We start from the raw sequence: 17,117 nt of genomic DNA on the forward strand, positions 1-17,117 counted from the left end.
TAAATATTGTAAATTTATAAACCATCACCAAACCCTAATAATTATGAAGCCATTAAGAAAGGAAGACATCCAACAGGAAGTTTTTGATTTATACGACGATTACGCCCACAACAAAATCGATCGACGACAATTTGTTGAAAAGCTTTCGGTATTTGCCGTTGGTGGTATTACCATAACATCGCTTTTAAGTTTTATATCTCCTAACTATGTCGACACATTACTGGTGGATCCGAAAGACTCAAAACTAAATTCCGATTATATTACTTATGAATCCCCTCAGGGAGGTGGCACCATAAAAGGCTTGTTATCGATGCCTAAAAAGACAAAAGAAAAACTTCCAGGAATTATAGTAGTACATGAAAATCGTGGTTTAAACCCATACATAGAAGATGTAGGGCGTCGTGCTGCCATTGAAGGTTTTATCTCATTAGCTCCAGATGCCTTGACTCCATTAGGAGGATATCCTGGAAACGATGATGATGGGCGTGCTTTGCAACGACAACGCGATCGCTATGAGATGTTGGAAGATTTTATTGCTGCTTATAATTACTTAAAAAATCATAAAAACTGTAATGGTAAAATTGGAGTAGTCGGATTTTGTTTTGGAGGCTGGATTGCGAATATGATGGCCGTTAAAGTACCAACGCTTTCTGCAGCAGTGCCTTTTTATGGCGGACAACCATCGGCTGAAGATACGGCCAAAATAAAAGCGCCTTTATTAATTCAGTATGCCGAATTAGATACTCGCGTGAATGCTGGCTGGCAAGCCTATGAAGCCGCTTTAAAAGAGTACAATAAAACCTACACAACCTACATTTATCCTGGTGTTAATCATGGGTTTCATAATAATACAACGCCTAGATACGACGAGGCCGCCGCCACCTTAGCTTGGAAACGAACCATTGATTTTTTTAAGAACAAACTCCAATAAAACAATTCTTTTTGCAGTTTTTAACATTTATAATCTTATCAAATATTAATTAAAATGCATAAATTTATAACACAGGTCAACCTTAATTTTATGCATTTTAATTCTACACTAAAAGTCCTAAAAACCATTCTATTAACTTTTGTTCTAATATTATTTGGTTTTTTGTTTTCAAATGCACAAGAAATAGATAACGGTGTAGATTCCACTCTTGTAGCTGCACCAAAAGCGATTCCTTTAGCAGCAATTATTCAAAACATTGAAAAAACCAATGAAGATCTTAACCTTGTTGAGCGTAAGTTAGAAGCCAGTAAAGCTGTTCATAAAATAGATTCGCTTTACCCTAAGTTCGCAACTTATATAGATAAACAGCAGGAACAAACCGAAAAGGTTTTGAAATCGAACCCAAACCGACAAAAAATAGAAAACCTGTATACCAAATGGAATGGCCATCGTATTTATCTAAAAGGGATTGAAGACGATGTTAACGACTTTATATCGCGTAATACAAGGTTATTAGAAACGGTAGACTTACATTACAAAACCTGGAAATTAACTCTTGAAAATGCCAAAAATGAAGAAGCCCCTACAGAAATTCTAAATCGCATAACAGATTTAATTCAAGATATTAAAACATTAGAGGATAACATTATTAAGGAAAACAATACGGCCCTTAAACTTGAATCTAAAATAAATTTTAAGATTGAATTAATAAATGAGATTATGGAGAGTATTTTAACTTTAAAAAACTCTGAAGTCTACAATCTTTTTCACCTACGCCATAAGCCTTTATGGGCAGTATCATTTACAAAAAAAGAAACGAACGCAAGTAATTCCCTGTCCGACACGATATCTGAAAGTGTAAAAGAAAGTGGAAGCTTTATCAAAACCAACAAAAACTCCATCTACCTGTATTTAACATGGGTTTTGTTTATTGCCGGAATCATATATTTTCTAAAACGTGGATTTGAAAAATATAAATTTGAAGAAACCGATAAAAATCTTCAAATCTCAAAAGATGTTATATTAAAACATCCTACAGCGAGCACTGTTTTTCTGGCATTACTTATTGCTTTTATATACTTTACAGGAACACCTAAATTATTTGAAAATATACTCGTTTTAGGATTACTTATCGCATCTTCATATGTGGTTAGACCACAAATAAAAACCCACTTCAAAAACCTGTATTACGTTATAACATTCTTTTATGTTTTAGACTCTATAAAAACCTATTTGTGGTTTCACTCAGGCTATTACAGAATATACCTTTTAATTGAAGCCATTTTAATTGGTGTTGCCGTTTATCTGCTGTTTAAAAAACTTTTACATACAACAGATGATACTGTTAATTCATTCAGTAATTTTTTAATTAAACTGGCTCCATCGGTTTATATTCTGGTTTTTGTTGCGCTATCTTCTAACATTTTAGGGTATACAAACTTAACCGATATTACACTTAAAATATGCACACACATTGGTGTAATTACTGTTATTTTTTATAGCCTTTTACTAATTATAGAAGGCGTCTCTACAAGTTTAATTCACAGACATTTTAATGCTAAAGCTGTTATTGATTATGATAAAAAGTTAGCCTTAGAAATTAAATTGATGAAAATTATACGGATTATAGTGCTTTGCCTATGGTTTCTGTTTTTCCTGAACATGATAGAAATTTTGCGTCCGTTAAGTGATTTCCTCAGAGATATCCTATCCGAACCCTATAAGCTAGGCTCTATTACATTCACAATAGGTTCAATTATTTCGTTTATTCTTATACTGGCCGCTTCATTTTTGCTAACAAGTTTAATTTCCTTTGTTATAGACGATGGTGATGGGGTACTTAAAGCATTGCGATTACCCAAAGGAATTCCTGCCGCAATCTCTTTAGTGATTCGCTATTTAATAGTGGCTTTCGGATTTGTTTTTGCCCTATCTGCATTGGGCATGGATTTAAGCAAATTTAACCTGCTCGCTGGAGCCATGGGTATTGGTATTGGTTTTGGATTACAAACTATAATTTCAAATTTTGTTTCTGGATTAATTTTGGTCTTTGAACGCCCTATTTTGCAAGGCGATACTGTTGAAGTTGATAATTTACTGGGAACGGTACATAAAATTGGCGTACGCTCATCAAAAATAAGAACGTTTGATGGTGCCGAGGTTATTGTACCAAATTATAACCTTATGTCTAATAATTTAATTAACTGGACTTTATCAGACAACATAAAGCGCATCGACATACATATTGGAGCGACTTACGACGCAGATCCAAATCGCGTCATTGAAATTCTTGCTAAAACTGGAGCAGAACATAAATTTGTTTTAAAAACTCCCCCCGCAAGAGCCTTATTCCTGGAGTTTGGTGATAATTCTTTAAATTTCGTACTACAGTGCTGGGTGCATTACGAAGTTAGTTTGGTTACTAAAAGTGAGATTTCCGTTGCGGTATATAACGCGTTTAAAGAAGCAGGCATCGAAATCCCTTTCCCGCAACGCGATATTCATATAAAAAGCATGCCAATTAATAACATGCTTGATCAAGATAAATCTAATACAGATTAACTTTACTTTACTAGGTTTTTAACCTCATCAAAATCAAGTCCGCCGTAGTTACCCGAACTCATAAGCAATAAAATCTTATTACTTAAATCTTGTTCAAAAAGAAACGCCTTAAACTCATCTGGATTGGTATATATAATTAAGTCATCACGCTCAAAGGCTTCGGCTATTTGTTGGTGAGTTACAGCTTCTAATTTTTTAATTTCAACCGCATGCGGCGAATAAAACACCACAGCCGTATCGGCAGCATCGAGAGCACCCTTATATTCCTTTAAAAATTCAGCATTTAAACTACTGTAGGTATGCAATTCTAAACACGCCAATAAATGCCTGTCATTATATTGTTCTTTTACTGCTTTTGTAGTTGCTTCGACCTTACTTGGAGAATGTGCAAAATCTTTATACGCAACACTGGTTTTACCTTCGGCTATTTTTTCTAAGCGTTTACTGGCACCTTTAAAGGTTGAAATAGCTTCATAGAAATCATCTTCGTCAATTCCCATATGCTGGCAAATCCACTTGGCTCCAGCTAAATTGTTCAGGTTATGTTTCCCAAAAACCTCAATAGGCATAGGTCCTTCGGGTGTTTCTAAATACGTCTCGCCATTTTCAACCGTGTACTCTGGTGTTTGGTATGCTATTTTTCTAATAGGATTTTCTGAAGCTTCAACAACACGTTTTACTTCTTCATCTTCTTCATTGTAATTTATACTCCCCCCTTTAACAATAGAATCTACAAAAATTTTAAACTGCTCTACGTAGTTTTCATAGGTTGGAAAGACATTAATATGATCCCAGGCTATGCCGCTTAATAAGGCTATATTGGGTTTATATAAATGAAATTTTGCACGTCGGTCTATTGGAGAACTTAAATACTCGTCTCCTTCCAATACGATAAAATCATTCGTTTCGGTTAACTTCACCATAACATCAAAACCTTCTAGCTGAGCCCCTACCATATAATCTACATCGCGATCGTGATAATGCATCACATGAAGAATCATGGAAGTTATGGTTGTTTTCCCATGACTACCACCTATAACGACTCTTGTTTTATTTTTAGACTGCTCGTATAAAAACTCTGGATAACTGTAAATTTTTAAGCCGAGCGATTGCGCTTTTAATAATTCGGGGTTATCAGCTTTAGCATGCATCCCCAAAACGACAGCATCTAAGACTGAATTAATTTTTTCGGGAAACCAACCGAAGGCTTCAGGCAATAATCCTTTGGCTGCTAATCTAGATTTTGATGGTTCGAAAATTTCATCGTCACTTCCTGTTACTTTGTATCCTTTATGGTATAAAGCTAAAGCAAGATTATGCATTGCCGAACCTCCAATAGCTATAAAATGTACATTCATATGTTATTTTTGTAGTCTGTAAAGATAAGGATTGGTTAATTTTTCCTTACAAGAACGCTTTTAAATTTCTAGAAATTATCTTTTTCAATTGATTTTATTTGAAGCAAAAGTGCTTCATTTTGATGCCTTTTGTATGCTTCTTTTAGATTCAAAATTGCCTTTTCAGGTTCATCTTGAGCTAGATAAAATTGAGTTAATTTATCGTAACACAGCAAAGATCCGCCAACATTAATGGCCATTTTGTAATATTTCTCGGCTAATTCTATATCTTCTTCAGCTTCATAAATACTGCCTTTCGCCAGATATCCATCTACTTTTGAAATAGCCTCGAGCTCATTTGCAATTTGCAGCGCTCTGCCGGCACCTCCTCCCATAAAAGATGGTAATTTCATATAATATTCAACTAAAGCCCAACGCGCATCAATATGTTTAGAATCTAATTTCGAAGCCTTTAAAAATGCCGCCTCTATATCGTCCAGCAATCGTAAAGCCTTGATTTTATTTACTGATAAGGCCTTCATTCCTAACACGCCACCATACTTATATTGGTAATTAGCATTATTGGCATTGTAATCTATTAGCGCCTGATAGCTTTCAATGGCTTTATCCCAGTTTTTTAAATGACCATACGTATCTCCCAACAACTCTATAGCTTCAATATCCTGTGGTTGTTTTTTTAAATAAGATAAAAGGACATTCTCTGCATCAACAAATTTTTCTTCGGCAAAAAGCCTTTGGATTGCTACCGAATTAACTTGTCCGATACTAAAAATTGGTATAAAAAATAAAAACAGGAATTGTTTCATTGTACAGGTTTAATCACAAAAATAACGTTTTTAAATAACTCTTATAAAGCAGATTAAATCCATTTTATTATTTACTAGGTGGCATACTAGGACGCACTTCTATTTTACTTGGTAAAGTTCTTGGGTTAAGTTTCAATAAGTCGACAACCAACTCCCCTAAATCTTCGATTTGAATTTTCCATGCATCGGTTTCATCAGGTGTATTGCCATTAAAATGTGTCGATACCGAACCAGGCATAATAGTACTTACATTAACACCATGTTGACGCAAATCGAGCATAACCGATTGTGTAAATCCTGTAAGTCCAAACTTACTCGCATTATACGCCGAACCTTTAGCAAAGAAGTTTGTTCCTGCTAAACTGGAAATCGTTATAAAATAACCTTTAGATTGCTTTAAAGCTTCAACACTTGACTTAATTGTGTAGAACACACCAGTTAAATTGGTGTCGATAGTATTTTGCCATTCCTCAACCGATAAATCTTCGATACTTGCGAAGTGTCCAACACCGGCATTAGCAATTACGATATCTATAGCATTAAAGGTGTTTAAAACAGTTTGAATCGCTTGTTGCTGACTTTCGTATTGCCTAACATCAGCCTGAATACCTATAGCTTTCGCTCCATGTTTTGCGTTAGAATTAAGTGCGTTGGCCGCCTTTTGAGCACTCGATAAATCTCTTCCAGTAATAGCAACATGAACACCTTCATTTAACAAACATTGCGCGATACCATAACCGATTCCTTTCGTGCCTCCGGTTATAAAGGCAACTTTATTTTGTAATGAATTCATAAGATATTTTTTGATTTTACGTAAAACTACAAAATGAAAAATCAATTGAAGAATAGAAACTGTTAGGATAATTATAAAACTAAGGTTTCGGAGGATATTCGGATAACATTTTTGTTACGATTGCGTTAAAAAGTGTTTCTCGATTTTCGGGTGTGTCTTGTGGTTTAAAGTTGCTCTCACTTATTGCTTGCCAAAACAATTGTTTTTTATTTTCGTCAACAAACTCTACTTTTATTCGTCGATTAACATTGCCCTGTCCAACTGGTACTCCGATAGAAACTCCACCGCCAACGTTCCTGCCTGTTCCACCCAAACCTATCCCGAAAGAGCTATTATTTGTTTGGTGATATTCTTCGCTGGAAACATCAATAAAAAAATCTGGAGTTTCTGATAATTCATACCCCTGAATTGCCATCTGAGCATCTAATGCATCAAGAAAACGTCTGGTATCTAATTCACTCAAGCCGGTAGTCATATCGGCGTAATAGTTATAGGTTTTATAATTGCTAAAGTTAACATCGCGATCATAGTCGTAGTTAACCTGAATGGAAGCGCAGGATACAAATAATAAAACCGAAAACAAACATGGTAATATGGTTTTCATTTTAGTATAGATTTAGTTATCTAAAAATACAGAAAATTTATTCTATACTGCCCATAATGAATTACAATCATATAGCTAAGTAAAAAATCCAACTTGGCATACAATCGTGTTCTTTATTCTTAGCTGATTTCTAATATTTAATTAGCGCTTAGTTAATTGTTAAGCATTTTCCAAAGTACGTCCTTAAGTTCGGTAATACCTTGTTGCGCTACAGATGAAATAAACATATATGGAATTGGAAGTTCGTTATCAAGTTCCTCCTTTAATTCGGCTTTTAATTCATTGTCCAGCATATCGCTTTTCGAAATGGCTATAATGCGTTCTTTATCTAACATTTCAGGATTGTAACGACGTAATTCATCAAGTAGAATATCGTACTGTTTTCTTATATCGTCGGCATCAGCAGGAATTAAAAACAATAAAATAGAATTGCGCTCAATATGGCGTAAAAAGTAATGCCCTAAACCGCGTCCCTCGGCTGCGCCTTCTATTATTCCAGGAATATCTGCCATAACAAAGGTTTGAAAATCCCGATACTTAACAATACCTAAATTAGGTTTTAGGGTGGTAAACTCGTAATCGGCAATTTTTGGTTTTGCTGAAGTCACTACCGATAGCAACGTAGACTTTCCAGCATTAGGGAAACCTACTAGCCCCACATCGGCAAGTACCTTAAGTTCCATGGTAACGTACTTTTCTTCTAGAGGTAATCCTGGTTGCGCATAGCGAGGTGTTTGGTTGGTAGCACTCTTAAAATGCCAGTTTCCTAAACCACCTTTACCACCTTTTGCTAATATTTTTTCCTGACCTTCCTCGGTAATCTCAAACAGAATTTCATTGGTTTCGGTGTCGCGAACAACCGTTCCTAAAGGCACATCGATATACACATCTTCTCCATCGGCACCAAAACTGCGACCACTACTGCCGTGTTCACCATGCCCGGCGCGGATATGTTTTTTAAATTTTAAATGCAGAAGGGTCCACAAATTCGATTTACCCCTAACGATAACATGACCTCCACGACCACCATCACCACCATCGGGTCCTCCTTTGGCAATATATTTTTCGCGATGTAAATGTGCAGATCCTTTTCCACCATTTCCCGAGCTCACATACATTTTTACATAATCAACGAAATTTCCTTCTGTCATTGCTGTTTATTTTATTCCTCCACAGTAGTGGAAATTCTAATTAAACTTGATTTTAATTTGAAAAAAACCATATCCTTAATACTTTAAAGATATGGTTTTTATTGTTTTAATCCTTTCGGATTTTAATTTTATAGGTTATCTATTACGCTGCTTAAACGCTCTGTAATCTCTTCAATTGATCCTACACCGTCAACTCCAAAATATTTATTTTGCGCCGAATAGTAATCCTTTAAAATTGCTGTTTTGTTATAATATTCTGTAATTCTATTTCTGATAATAGATTCATCGGCGTCATCAGCTCTTCCACTGGTTTTTCCTCTGTTCAATAAACGCTCTACCAGAATTTCATCATCAACTTCAAGCGCTATCATGGCGCTAATCGCAGAATCTTTGCTTTCCATTAATTTGTCTAAGGCATCGGCCTGTGCACTGGTGCGCGGAAAGCCATCGAAAATAAATCCGTTGGCATCGGTATTTTTTTCAACTTCAGCCTCAAGCATATCAATAGTTACCTGATCAGGAACCAACTCGCCTTTATCGATATATGATTTTGCTAACATACCTAAAGCCGTTTCATTTTTGATATTATATCTAAAAACGTCGCCTGTAGAAATGTGAACTAATTTATACTTCTCTTTTAAAAATTCTGCCTGTGTTCCTTTACCTGCTCCCGGAGGACCAAATAGCACTAAGTTTGTCATGTATTCTGTTTGTTTTATTTGATATACTTCTGGCAAGTTTCTTCCCAACCCGTTGTAATCCAGTCCGTAACCAACAATGAATTTATTAGGAATCTCTATACCAACATAATGTAGTTTAAAATCTTTTTTATAGGCTTCGGGTTTGTAAAATAACGTAGCAATCTTAAGCGACTTTACTTTTTCATTTTTAAAAATACGATGCACTTCGGCTAGAGTATTTCCTGTGTCTATTATATCCTCAAGAATGATAACTGTTCTCCCGGTTAAATCTTGTGTTAAGCCAATTAGGCGCTGAATATCTTCGGTAGATTTCACACCTTCGTAAGATGCTAATTTTATAAAGGTAACCTCGCAAGGGTTTTTATATTTCTTTACAAAATCGCTTACTACCATAAACGACCCGTTTAAAATCCCCACAAAAACAGGAATTTCGTCACCAACATCTTTCGCTATTTCGCTTGCCAAACGCGCCATAGCCCGATCTATTTCTTCAGCAGAAATAAACGGTTTAAAAAATTTGTCATGTAGCTTTACCACAGATTCTTAAATTTATAAAGTTGCAAAGATAATCAATAGATTAAGGAATAACCATTTTTTGATTTATGATTTAGACACTAATTAATATTTAAGTGTATTTTTGCATCGTATTTTGTCAGTAAGACAATAAAATTACATTTTTTAAAGATAAGCAATGAACTATTTTTCTTCAAATTTTAAACTAGGTATTCTTGGTGGTGGCCAATTAGGTAAAATGCTACTAAACGATACTAGAAAGTTTGACATATACACTTGCGTATTAGACGCCAGTAACGAAGCACCTTGTAAAATTGCAAGTAATGAATTTCATTTAGGCGATTTAATGGATTTTGATGCTGTTTACAATTTTGGTAAACAAGTTGATGTTTTAACTATTGAAATTGAAAACGTAAATGTAGACGCCTTAGAAACCCTGGAAAAAGAAGGCGTAAAAGTATATCCGGCATCAAAAACCCTTAGAACCATTCAAAACAAAGCGCGACAAAAGTTATTTTATATAGATAACAATCTACCAACATCGCCTTTTAAACGTTTTGCCTATACTTCGGAAATCAAAGAAGCCATTAATCATGGGAGCTTAACTTTACCTTTTGTTTGGAAATCGGCACAATTTGGCTATGACGGGCAGGGTGTGAAAATTGTAAAAACCGTTTCAGATTTAGAAGGTTTACCAAATGTAGAGTGCATTGCCGAAGCATTAGTACCTTTTAAAAATGAATTGGCAGTTATTGTAGCCCGCACGCCTTCTGGTGAAAGTAAAAATTTCCCGGTAGTTGAAATGGAATTTCACCCAGAGGCCAATCAGGTGGAATACGTCATTTGCCCAGCAAGAATTCCTGAAGATGTTGCGCAAAAAGCTATTAACGTGGCTTTAAAAACTTCAGAAGCTTTTGATCATGTTGGATTATTAGCAGTTGAAATGTTTCAGACTCAAGATGACGAGATTTTAATTAATGAAGTGGCACCAAGACCTCATAACTCGGGTCACCAGTCTATAGAAGCCAGCTACACCTCACAATTTGAGCAGCATTTAAGAGCCATTTTAGATTTACCTTTAGGACGTACCGATAGTAAAGTTGGTGGCGTCATGGTTAACTTAGTAGGAGCAGAAGGTTATTCAGGTAATGTGGTTTACGAAAACATCGAAACCATAATGCGACTAAATGGTGTAACGCCGCACATTTATGGTAAAAAGCAAACCAGACCTTTTAGAAAAATGGGACATGTTACGATTGTAGACCATGATATTAATGAAGCAAGAAAAATAGCCGAGGAGGTAAAATCAACTATAAAAGTTATAAGCGAATAGGAATCGCTTATTCAATATAAAGACTAAAAATAAAAAAGTTACAGATGAATAAAGTAGGCATCATCATGGGAAGTAAAAGCGATTTGCCAGTAATGCAAGACGCGGTAGACATTTTAAAAGAATTCAATATAGACGTGGAAGTCGATATTGTTTCGGCTCACCGAACTCCTGAAAAACTATTCGACTACGGCAAACATGCTCACACCAGAGGAATTGGCGTTATCATTGCCGGTGCCGGAGGTGCTGCGCATTTGCCAGGCATGGTGGCATCCTTGTCGCCATTACCGGTAATAGGTGTTCCTGTAAAAAGTAGTAATTCTATAGACGGTTGGGATTCGGTATTATCTATCTTACAAATGCCAGGTGGCGTTCCTGTAGCAACAGTAGCCCTTAATGGCGCTAAAAACGCTGGTATTTTAGCCGCTCAAATTTTAGGCTCAGCTGATGAGACCATACTTAACAAAATTGTAGACTATAAAGAAAGCTTAAAACAAAAAGTATACGAGTCTGCAAAAAACTTATAAAAACAAAACCCCGAATTAAATTCGGGGTTTTTCTATTAAGAAAAATTCATTTGAGTTAGTCACTCTATCAATTGAACGGCTCAAAACTACAAAAACTTTACTATGTATGCATAATAATTTTTTTGATTTAACATATTTATTATTAAAATGATAAACATCTTACTAAAAAAATTTGAAACTGCTTTTAATACAGCGCCTTTTTCAAAAATTAAAAATGAAGATTTTCTTCCTGCTATAAAACAAGGGATTGAAGATGCTAAAAATGAAATAGATACTATAACCAAAAATCCTGAAGTTCCAACCTTTGCAAACACTATTGAAGCTTTAGATTTTTCGGGAGAACAGTTGGATCGAATAACAAGTATATTTTTCAATTTAAATTCAGCCGAAACCAATGAAGAAATTCAAAATATAGCACAAGAAGTTTCTCCGCTATTATCAGAATTTAGCAATGATATTACCTTAAACGAAGCACTTTTTAAACGTGTAAAAGCTGTTTATGAAGCCAAAGACACACTTAATCTTACTACGGAACAAGAAACCCTTTTAGATAAAAAGTATAAAAGTTTTTCTAGAAATGGTGCTAATCTTCCTGAAGATAAAAAACAACAACTCCGTGAAATTGATAAAGCATTAAGCAAACTAAGCTTAAAATTCGGGGAGAACGTTTTAGCAGAAACTAATAAATACGAACTTCATATTACTAATGAAGACGATTTAGCTGGATTACCTGAAGGCGCCATAGAAGCAGCCGCCCAATTGGCAGAAAGCAAAGGCAAAGACGGTTGGTTAATTACCCTAGACTACCCAAGCTATATTCCGTTTATGACCTATGCAGATAATCGCCAACTTCGTAAAAAACTAGCCATTGCGTTTGGAGCAAAAGCATTCAAAAACGACGCGTTAGACAATCAGGAAATTGTTTTAAAAATCGTAAAACTTCGTCATGAGCGAGCTAACTTATTAGGCTATAAAACCCATGCGGATTTTGTTCTGGAAGAGCGTATGGCTAAAACCCCGGAAACGGTTCAAACGTTCTTAAACGACATTCTTGAAAAGGCAAAACCTGCTGCTCTTGATGAGTTTGCTAATCTAGAACAATTTGCCAAAGATTTAGACGGTATCGACCGGTTACAAAAATGGGATTCGGCTTATTATTCAGAAAAATTAAAACAGAAATTGTTCGACTTAGATGACGAAAAACTTAAGCCATATTTCAAATTAGAAAATGTTATTAAAGGAGCGTTTACTGTTTCTGAAAAACTATTCGGTTTAAGATTTGAAGAAATTAATACCATCGACAAATATCACGATGATGTGTTAACTTATAAAGTTACAAATACCGAAGGCGAATATATTTCTATTCTATACGCCGATTTTTTCCCTAGGCCTGGAAAACGCAATGGTGCCTGGATGACGGTTTACAAACCACAGTACGTAAAACATGGTGAAAATAGTCGTCCGCATATTTCTATTGTTTGCAATTTTACAAAACCTACTAAAAGTAAACCGTCGTTGTTAACGTTTAACGAAGTTACCACATTATTCCATGAATTCGGTCATGCCTTACACGGCATGCTGGCTAACACGACGTATCCGAGCCTTTCCGGAACCAGCGTATTCTGGGATTTTGTAGAATTACCGAGTCAGGTTTTGGAAAACTGGTGTTACGAAAAAGAAGCCTTAGAGCTATTCGCGACACACTACGAAACCGGTGAAGTGATTCCAATGGAACTGATTGAAAAAATTAAAGCATCAGCAACATTCCATGAAGGTATGCAAACCTTACGACAATTAAGTTTTGGCTTGTTAGATATGAGCTGGCATGGCAGCGAATCTCCTGAAAACATTACTTCGGTAAAAGACTTTGAACTTAAAGCCTTCGAAAACACAAAACTCTATCCCGACGTTTCCGAAAATTGTATGAGCACTTCATTCTCACACATTTTTCAAGGTGGTTACAGTTCAGGATATTATAGCTATAAATGGGCTGAAGTTTTAGATGCCGATGCGTTCGAGTACTTTAAAGAAGAAGGTATATTCTCGATGGATGTAGCCACTAAATTTAAAGACCATGTGCTTTCGCAAGGAGGCACGCAAGATCCAATGACTTTGTATAAACGCTTCCGCGGAAAAGAACCACAACCCGAAGCTTTATTACGTCGCGCAGGATTGATAAAATAGTTTTACGGATTTCCGCTTGAATGGGTATTAAAAATCTTCTCTTTAAGCGGAAATCATTTTTTTAAATTGTTGGGGCGTCATCATCTCCATTTTCTTAAACTGTCGGTTAAAATAACTGGTATTATTAAAACCGGATTTAAAAGCAATCTCAGACATTCTAAAATCCTTAGACTCTTTTATAAGCTTTTTTGAAAACTTGATTTTTTCAGAATTTATGTAATCGATAGGCGAAACACCAAGTGTGTTTTTGAACTTCTTATGAAAATGCGATGTACTCATATACGCCTTTTCTGCGAGCAAATCTACCGTAATATCCTTATTGGTTAAATTCTCTTTAATAAACTTTATCACTGTACCAATTCGTGTGTCGTTAAATGCCTGATTGGGGTCGTTAATTATTAAAGCCTTCGCCTTAGTTTGCAATAACCTTATTATTAATTCCTGAATCATTAAATCTAACAAGACATCTTTCGACTTATTGTTATTTATGAATGCAGAGGTTAAACGCTCTATTAGAATATTTACATCTTGATTGTTGGTTAAATGCGAGGTGTTTTTATCTAATGTCCAGTTATTATTTTCATTATCAATGGTCACTTCATAATTAAACTTTTCTACAACCTCATCAATTTTATCGGTATCAATACCTAAAGCCAAGCACTGGGTAGGGCTATGCTTTGTCGCCAAAGGAAAATCGATAATCATTTCTTTACTTGTAGGCATGACAACCGATTCTCCAGGAAAAAATTCAAAAGCTTCTAAGCCATCAATATGCATAATTTTCTTACCAGTGAGCATACTGGCAATTACAGGAAAATCGAAAGTTAATGAGACTTTCTCGGCATGTTCATGTGTTTCAAAAATATTTAACTCTGCATATTCAGCATTATAAGTGGTTCTATTTTCAACTAAAGTGGAGAGTTTTCTATGACTTTTATGATGATTTAGTAACTGTCTCATATTCAATAGTACAAAAAAAATGGGTTGAAATTATGAAATGATAGATATGTTCAAAACAATAATAATTCTGTTCAAGATAATCAGAAAATGACAAAATAAATTTACAAATACCAAACTTTAACAAAAATACATGTCATTTTTTTAAGATATTAATAATTAAACTAAATATATAATGAGTTACTCGAAACCAAAATTTAAAGCGTCGTACGCCAATTTTATAAATGGCGAATTCGTTCCTCCTGTTGGAGGGCAATATTTTGAAAACCATTCGCCGGTGGATAACAGTTTAATCGCAAAATATCCGCGTTCGCAAAAAGAGGATGTAGACTTAGCTTTAGATGCCGCCAATGCAGCCAAAGATGCATGGGGAAATACCTCGGCTACAGAACGTGCCTCTTTACTAAATAAAGTTGCAGACATTATTGAAGCCAATCTAGAAGAATTTGCTCTTGTTGAAACCTGCGATAATGGTAAACCCATTCGAGAAACATTAAATGCCGATGTCCCTCTAGCCATTGATCATTGGCGTTACTTTGCCGCGTGTATTAGAGCGGAAGAAGGATCTGCAACCGAATTAGATGCCAACACATTGTCGATGAATATTAAAGAACCTCTTGGTGTGGTTGGACAAATAATCCCCTGGAATTTCCCGCTATTAATGCTGTCTTGGAAACTACCTCCTGCCCTAGCTACAGGAAATTGTGTGGTTTTAAAACCTGCTGAGCAAACACCTTCTTCCGCAACTTTATTGATGGAAAAAATAGCCGATGTATTCCCGCCTGGGGTTATTAATATTATTCATGGTTTTGGTCCCGAAGCAGGAAAACCTTTAGCTTCCAGTTCTCGTATAGACAAAGTAGCGTTTACTGGCGAAACCACAACTGGGCAACTTATTATGCAGTATGCCTCTAAAAACCTGAATCCTGTCACCATGGAACTTGGTGGTAAATCGCCAAATATTTTCTTTAATTCGGTAATGGATGCCGACGATGCCTTTCTGGATAAAGCTATTGAAGGTGCCGTATTATTCGCCTTCAATCAAGGTGAAGTTTGCACTTGTCCGTCACGAATTTTGGTACAAGAGGATATATACGACGCCTTTATGGAACGTGTTGTAGCCAGAACAAACGCGATAGTACAAGGTGACCCTTATGATGTTAACACGATGGTAGGTGCCCAAGCGTCTAACGATCAGTATGAAAAAATTCAGTCGTATTTAAAAATTGGTGTAGAAGAAGGCGCCAAAGTATTAGCTGGTGGTGAAGCCAATAAATTAAGTGGCGATTTGGCAAACGGATTTTACATTAAACCGACCATTTTAGAGGGGCATAATAAAATGCGTGTCTTTCAGGAAGAAATTTTCGGACCCGTGGTTTGTGTTACTAAATTTAAAGATGAAGCTGAAGCCTTAGACATTGCCAACGATACACTTTATGGTTTGGGCGCTGGTGTGTGGACCCGCGATGCCCATCAACTATATCAAATCCCAAGAGCCATAAAAGCAGGGCGCGTTTGGGTAAATTGTTACCACGCCTACCCTGCTCATGCCCCATTTGGAGGTTATAAAAAATCAGGATTTGGTCGTGAAACACACCTAATGATGATGGATCACTACCGCCAAACTAAAAACATGCTTATTTCTTACGATAAAAACAAACTAGGTTTCTTTTAATACAATACCTCAACCCCCAGTCATAGGACTGGGTTTATTATAACCCAGTCTCTTAAATTAAAAAAAGAATATGCAACGAATAGCCATCACCCAAGAAGCCGCAAATATTGTAAAACAATTAAAAGAAAAACATGGCGAACTTATTTTTCATCAAAGTGGTGGCTGTTGTGACGGCTCCTCACCAATGCTTTTTGAAAAAGATGACCTATATTTAGATGATAGCGATGTATTTCTTGGCATCGTTGAGGGAGTTAAATTTTATATGAATCAAGATCAATTTGAATACTGGAAACATACGCACTTAACCATCGACATCACTAAAGGCCGAGGGGCAAGTTTTTCATTGGAAATTCCGTTAGGATTACGTTTTATTGTGCATTCTAGATTACTAACCCATGAAGAAAATGCAATTTTAAATCCCAAATAACATATAAAACCAATAAACTTTCATTTTTTTTTGAAAGTTTAAAAACTTTATTATACCTTTGATAAAGTTATACAACAGCAATGGAATTTAAAGAGGCAAAAAATAAATTTGTACAATCGTGGGGCGCTTTGGGTAGCCAATGGGGCATTAACAAGACCATGGCTCAAATACATGCGTTGTTAATGGTTTCTAACCAACCGGTTTCTATGGAAGACATTATGGACGAATTACAAATTTCACGAGGAAATGCCAGTATGAATTTGCGTGCTTTAATTGATTGGGGCATTGTTTATAAAGCATTTAAACCAGGAGAAAGACGCGAATTTTTTACCGCCGAAAAAGACCTTGACGAATTGGCTGTTAAAATATCAAAAGAACGCAGCAAAAGAGAAATTAAGCCCGCTTTAAAAGTTTTAAAAGAAGTTTCGAGTATTGAAATCTCTGGAGCAGAAGATGAAAAACATTTTAAAGAGCAAACCGGTAAACTTTACGATTTTGTACTAAAAGCCGATAATGTTCTGGATAAAATAACGGAGTACAGGGAAAATTGGTTAACGAAATTAGTTATGAAAATCATGTCTTAATTTTTTTTCTAACA

15 protein-coding genes are annotated in these 17,117 nt (G+C 35.7%); 8 read left to right on the forward strand and 7 right to left on the reverse strand.

Annotated elements, in window-relative coordinates:
* Positions 1-43: 43 nt before the first annotated feature.
* Entirely contained in the window at positions 44-931 is an 888-nt protein-coding gene (locus ICJ83_RS01070) for a dienelactone hydrolase family protein (RefSeq protein ID WP_188228505.1), read from the forward strand.
* A 90-nt stretch (positions 932-1,021) separates the two neighbouring features.
* On the forward strand, positions 1,022-3,493 hold the full coding sequence (locus tag ICJ83_RS01075) for a mechanosensitive ion channel family protein (RefSeq protein WP_223154555.1): 2,472 nt from the start codon (positions 1,022-1,024) through the stop codon (positions 3,491-3,493).
* Positions 3,494-3,495: 2 nt separating this feature from the next.
* Here the strand turns inward: ICJ83_RS01075 and ICJ83_RS01080 are convergent, their stop codons facing one another.
* The 6 genes from ICJ83_RS01080 to ICJ83_RS01105 form a co-directional block, all read right to left on the reverse strand.
* Entirely contained in the window at positions 3,496-4,851 is a 1,356-nt protein-coding gene (locus ICJ83_RS01080) for a UDP-N-acetylmuramate--L-alanine ligase (RefSeq protein ID WP_188228507.1), read from the reverse strand.
* A gap of 68 nt (positions 4,852-4,919) precedes the next feature.
* Positions 4,920-5,657 carry a tetratricopeptide repeat protein gene (locus ICJ83_RS01085; protein WP_188228508.1) on the reverse strand — a complete coding sequence of 246 codons (738 nt, stop codon included), beginning with the start codon at positions 5,655-5,657 and terminating at the stop codon, positions 4,920-4,922.
* A gap of 67 nt (positions 5,658-5,724) precedes the next feature.
* On the reverse strand, positions 5,725-6,450 hold the full coding sequence (locus ICJ83_RS01090; protein ID WP_188228509.1) for an SDR family oxidoreductase: 726 nt from the start codon (positions 6,448-6,450) through the stop codon (positions 5,725-5,727).
* Between the two features lie 79 nt (positions 6,451-6,529).
* Positions 6,530-7,054, reverse strand: a complete 525-nt coding sequence (locus ICJ83_RS01095) for a DUF4136 domain-containing protein (protein ID WP_188228510.1) — start codon at positions 7,052-7,054, stop codon at positions 6,530-6,532.
* Between the two features lie 152 nt (positions 7,055-7,206).
* On the reverse strand, positions 7,207-8,205 hold the full coding sequence (gene obgE / locus ICJ83_RS01100; RefSeq protein WP_188228511.1) for a GTPase ObgE: 999 nt from the start codon (positions 8,203-8,205) through the stop codon (positions 7,207-7,209).
* Between the two features lie 128 nt (positions 8,206-8,333).
* Entirely contained in the window at positions 8,334-9,443 is a 1,110-nt protein-coding gene (locus tag ICJ83_RS01105; RefSeq protein WP_188228512.1) for an adenylate kinase, read from the reverse strand.
* Positions 9,444-9,597: 154 nt separating this feature from the next.
* On the opposite strand from ICJ83_RS01105, the gene ICJ83_RS01110 reads away from it, so the two are divergent.
* From ICJ83_RS01110 to ICJ83_RS01120, 3 genes are all read left to right on the forward strand, one after another.
* Positions 9,598-10,752, forward strand: coding sequence for a 5-(carboxyamino)imidazole ribonucleotide synthase (locus ICJ83_RS01110; protein ID WP_188228513.1), 1,155 nt, complete (start codon positions 9,598-9,600; stop codon positions 10,750-10,752).
* 44 nt (positions 10,753-10,796) lie between these two features.
* Positions 10,797-11,276, forward strand: a complete 480-nt coding sequence (purE, locus tag ICJ83_RS01115; protein WP_188228514.1) for a 5-(carboxyamino)imidazole ribonucleotide mutase — start codon at positions 10,797-10,799, stop codon at positions 11,274-11,276.
* 147 nt (positions 11,277-11,423) lie between these two features.
* On the forward strand, positions 11,424-13,460 hold the full coding sequence (locus tag ICJ83_RS01120) for a M3 family metallopeptidase (protein WP_223154556.1): 2,037 nt from the start codon (positions 11,424-11,426) through the stop codon (positions 13,458-13,460).
* 42 nt (positions 13,461-13,502) lie between these two features.
* On the opposite strand, the gene ICJ83_RS01125 is transcribed toward ICJ83_RS01120, so the two are convergent.
* Positions 13,503-14,420, reverse strand: a complete 918-nt coding sequence (locus ICJ83_RS01125) for an AraC family transcriptional regulator (RefSeq protein WP_188228515.1) — start codon at positions 14,418-14,420, stop codon at positions 13,503-13,505.
* 172 nt (positions 14,421-14,592) lie between these two features.
* Between ICJ83_RS01125 and ICJ83_RS01130 the strand changes: the two genes are divergently transcribed.
* The 3 genes from ICJ83_RS01130 to ICJ83_RS01140 all read left to right on the forward strand — a co-directional run bounded on the left by ICJ83_RS01130 (position 14,593) and on the right by ICJ83_RS01140 (position 17,103).
* Positions 14,593-16,092, forward strand: a complete 1,500-nt coding sequence (locus tag ICJ83_RS01130) for an aldehyde dehydrogenase family protein (protein WP_188228516.1) — start codon at positions 14,593-14,595, stop codon at positions 16,090-16,092.
* Positions 16,093-16,162: 70 nt separating this feature from the next.
* Entirely contained in the window at positions 16,163-16,519 is a 357-nt protein-coding gene (locus ICJ83_RS01135) for a DUF779 domain-containing protein (RefSeq protein WP_188228517.1), read from the forward strand.
* Between the two features lie 80 nt (positions 16,520-16,599).
* A complete protein-coding gene (locus tag ICJ83_RS01140; protein WP_188228518.1) occupies positions 16,600-17,103 on the forward strand; it encodes a GbsR/MarR family transcriptional regulator in 504 nt (167 codons plus the stop codon).
* The last annotated feature ends 14 nt before the right edge of the window (positions 17,104-17,117 follow it).

Source organism: Aestuariibaculum sediminum, from assembly GCF_014596945.1.
GTDB lineage: Bacteria > Bacteroidota > Bacteroidia > Flavobacteriales > Flavobacteriaceae > Aestuariibaculum > Aestuariibaculum sediminum.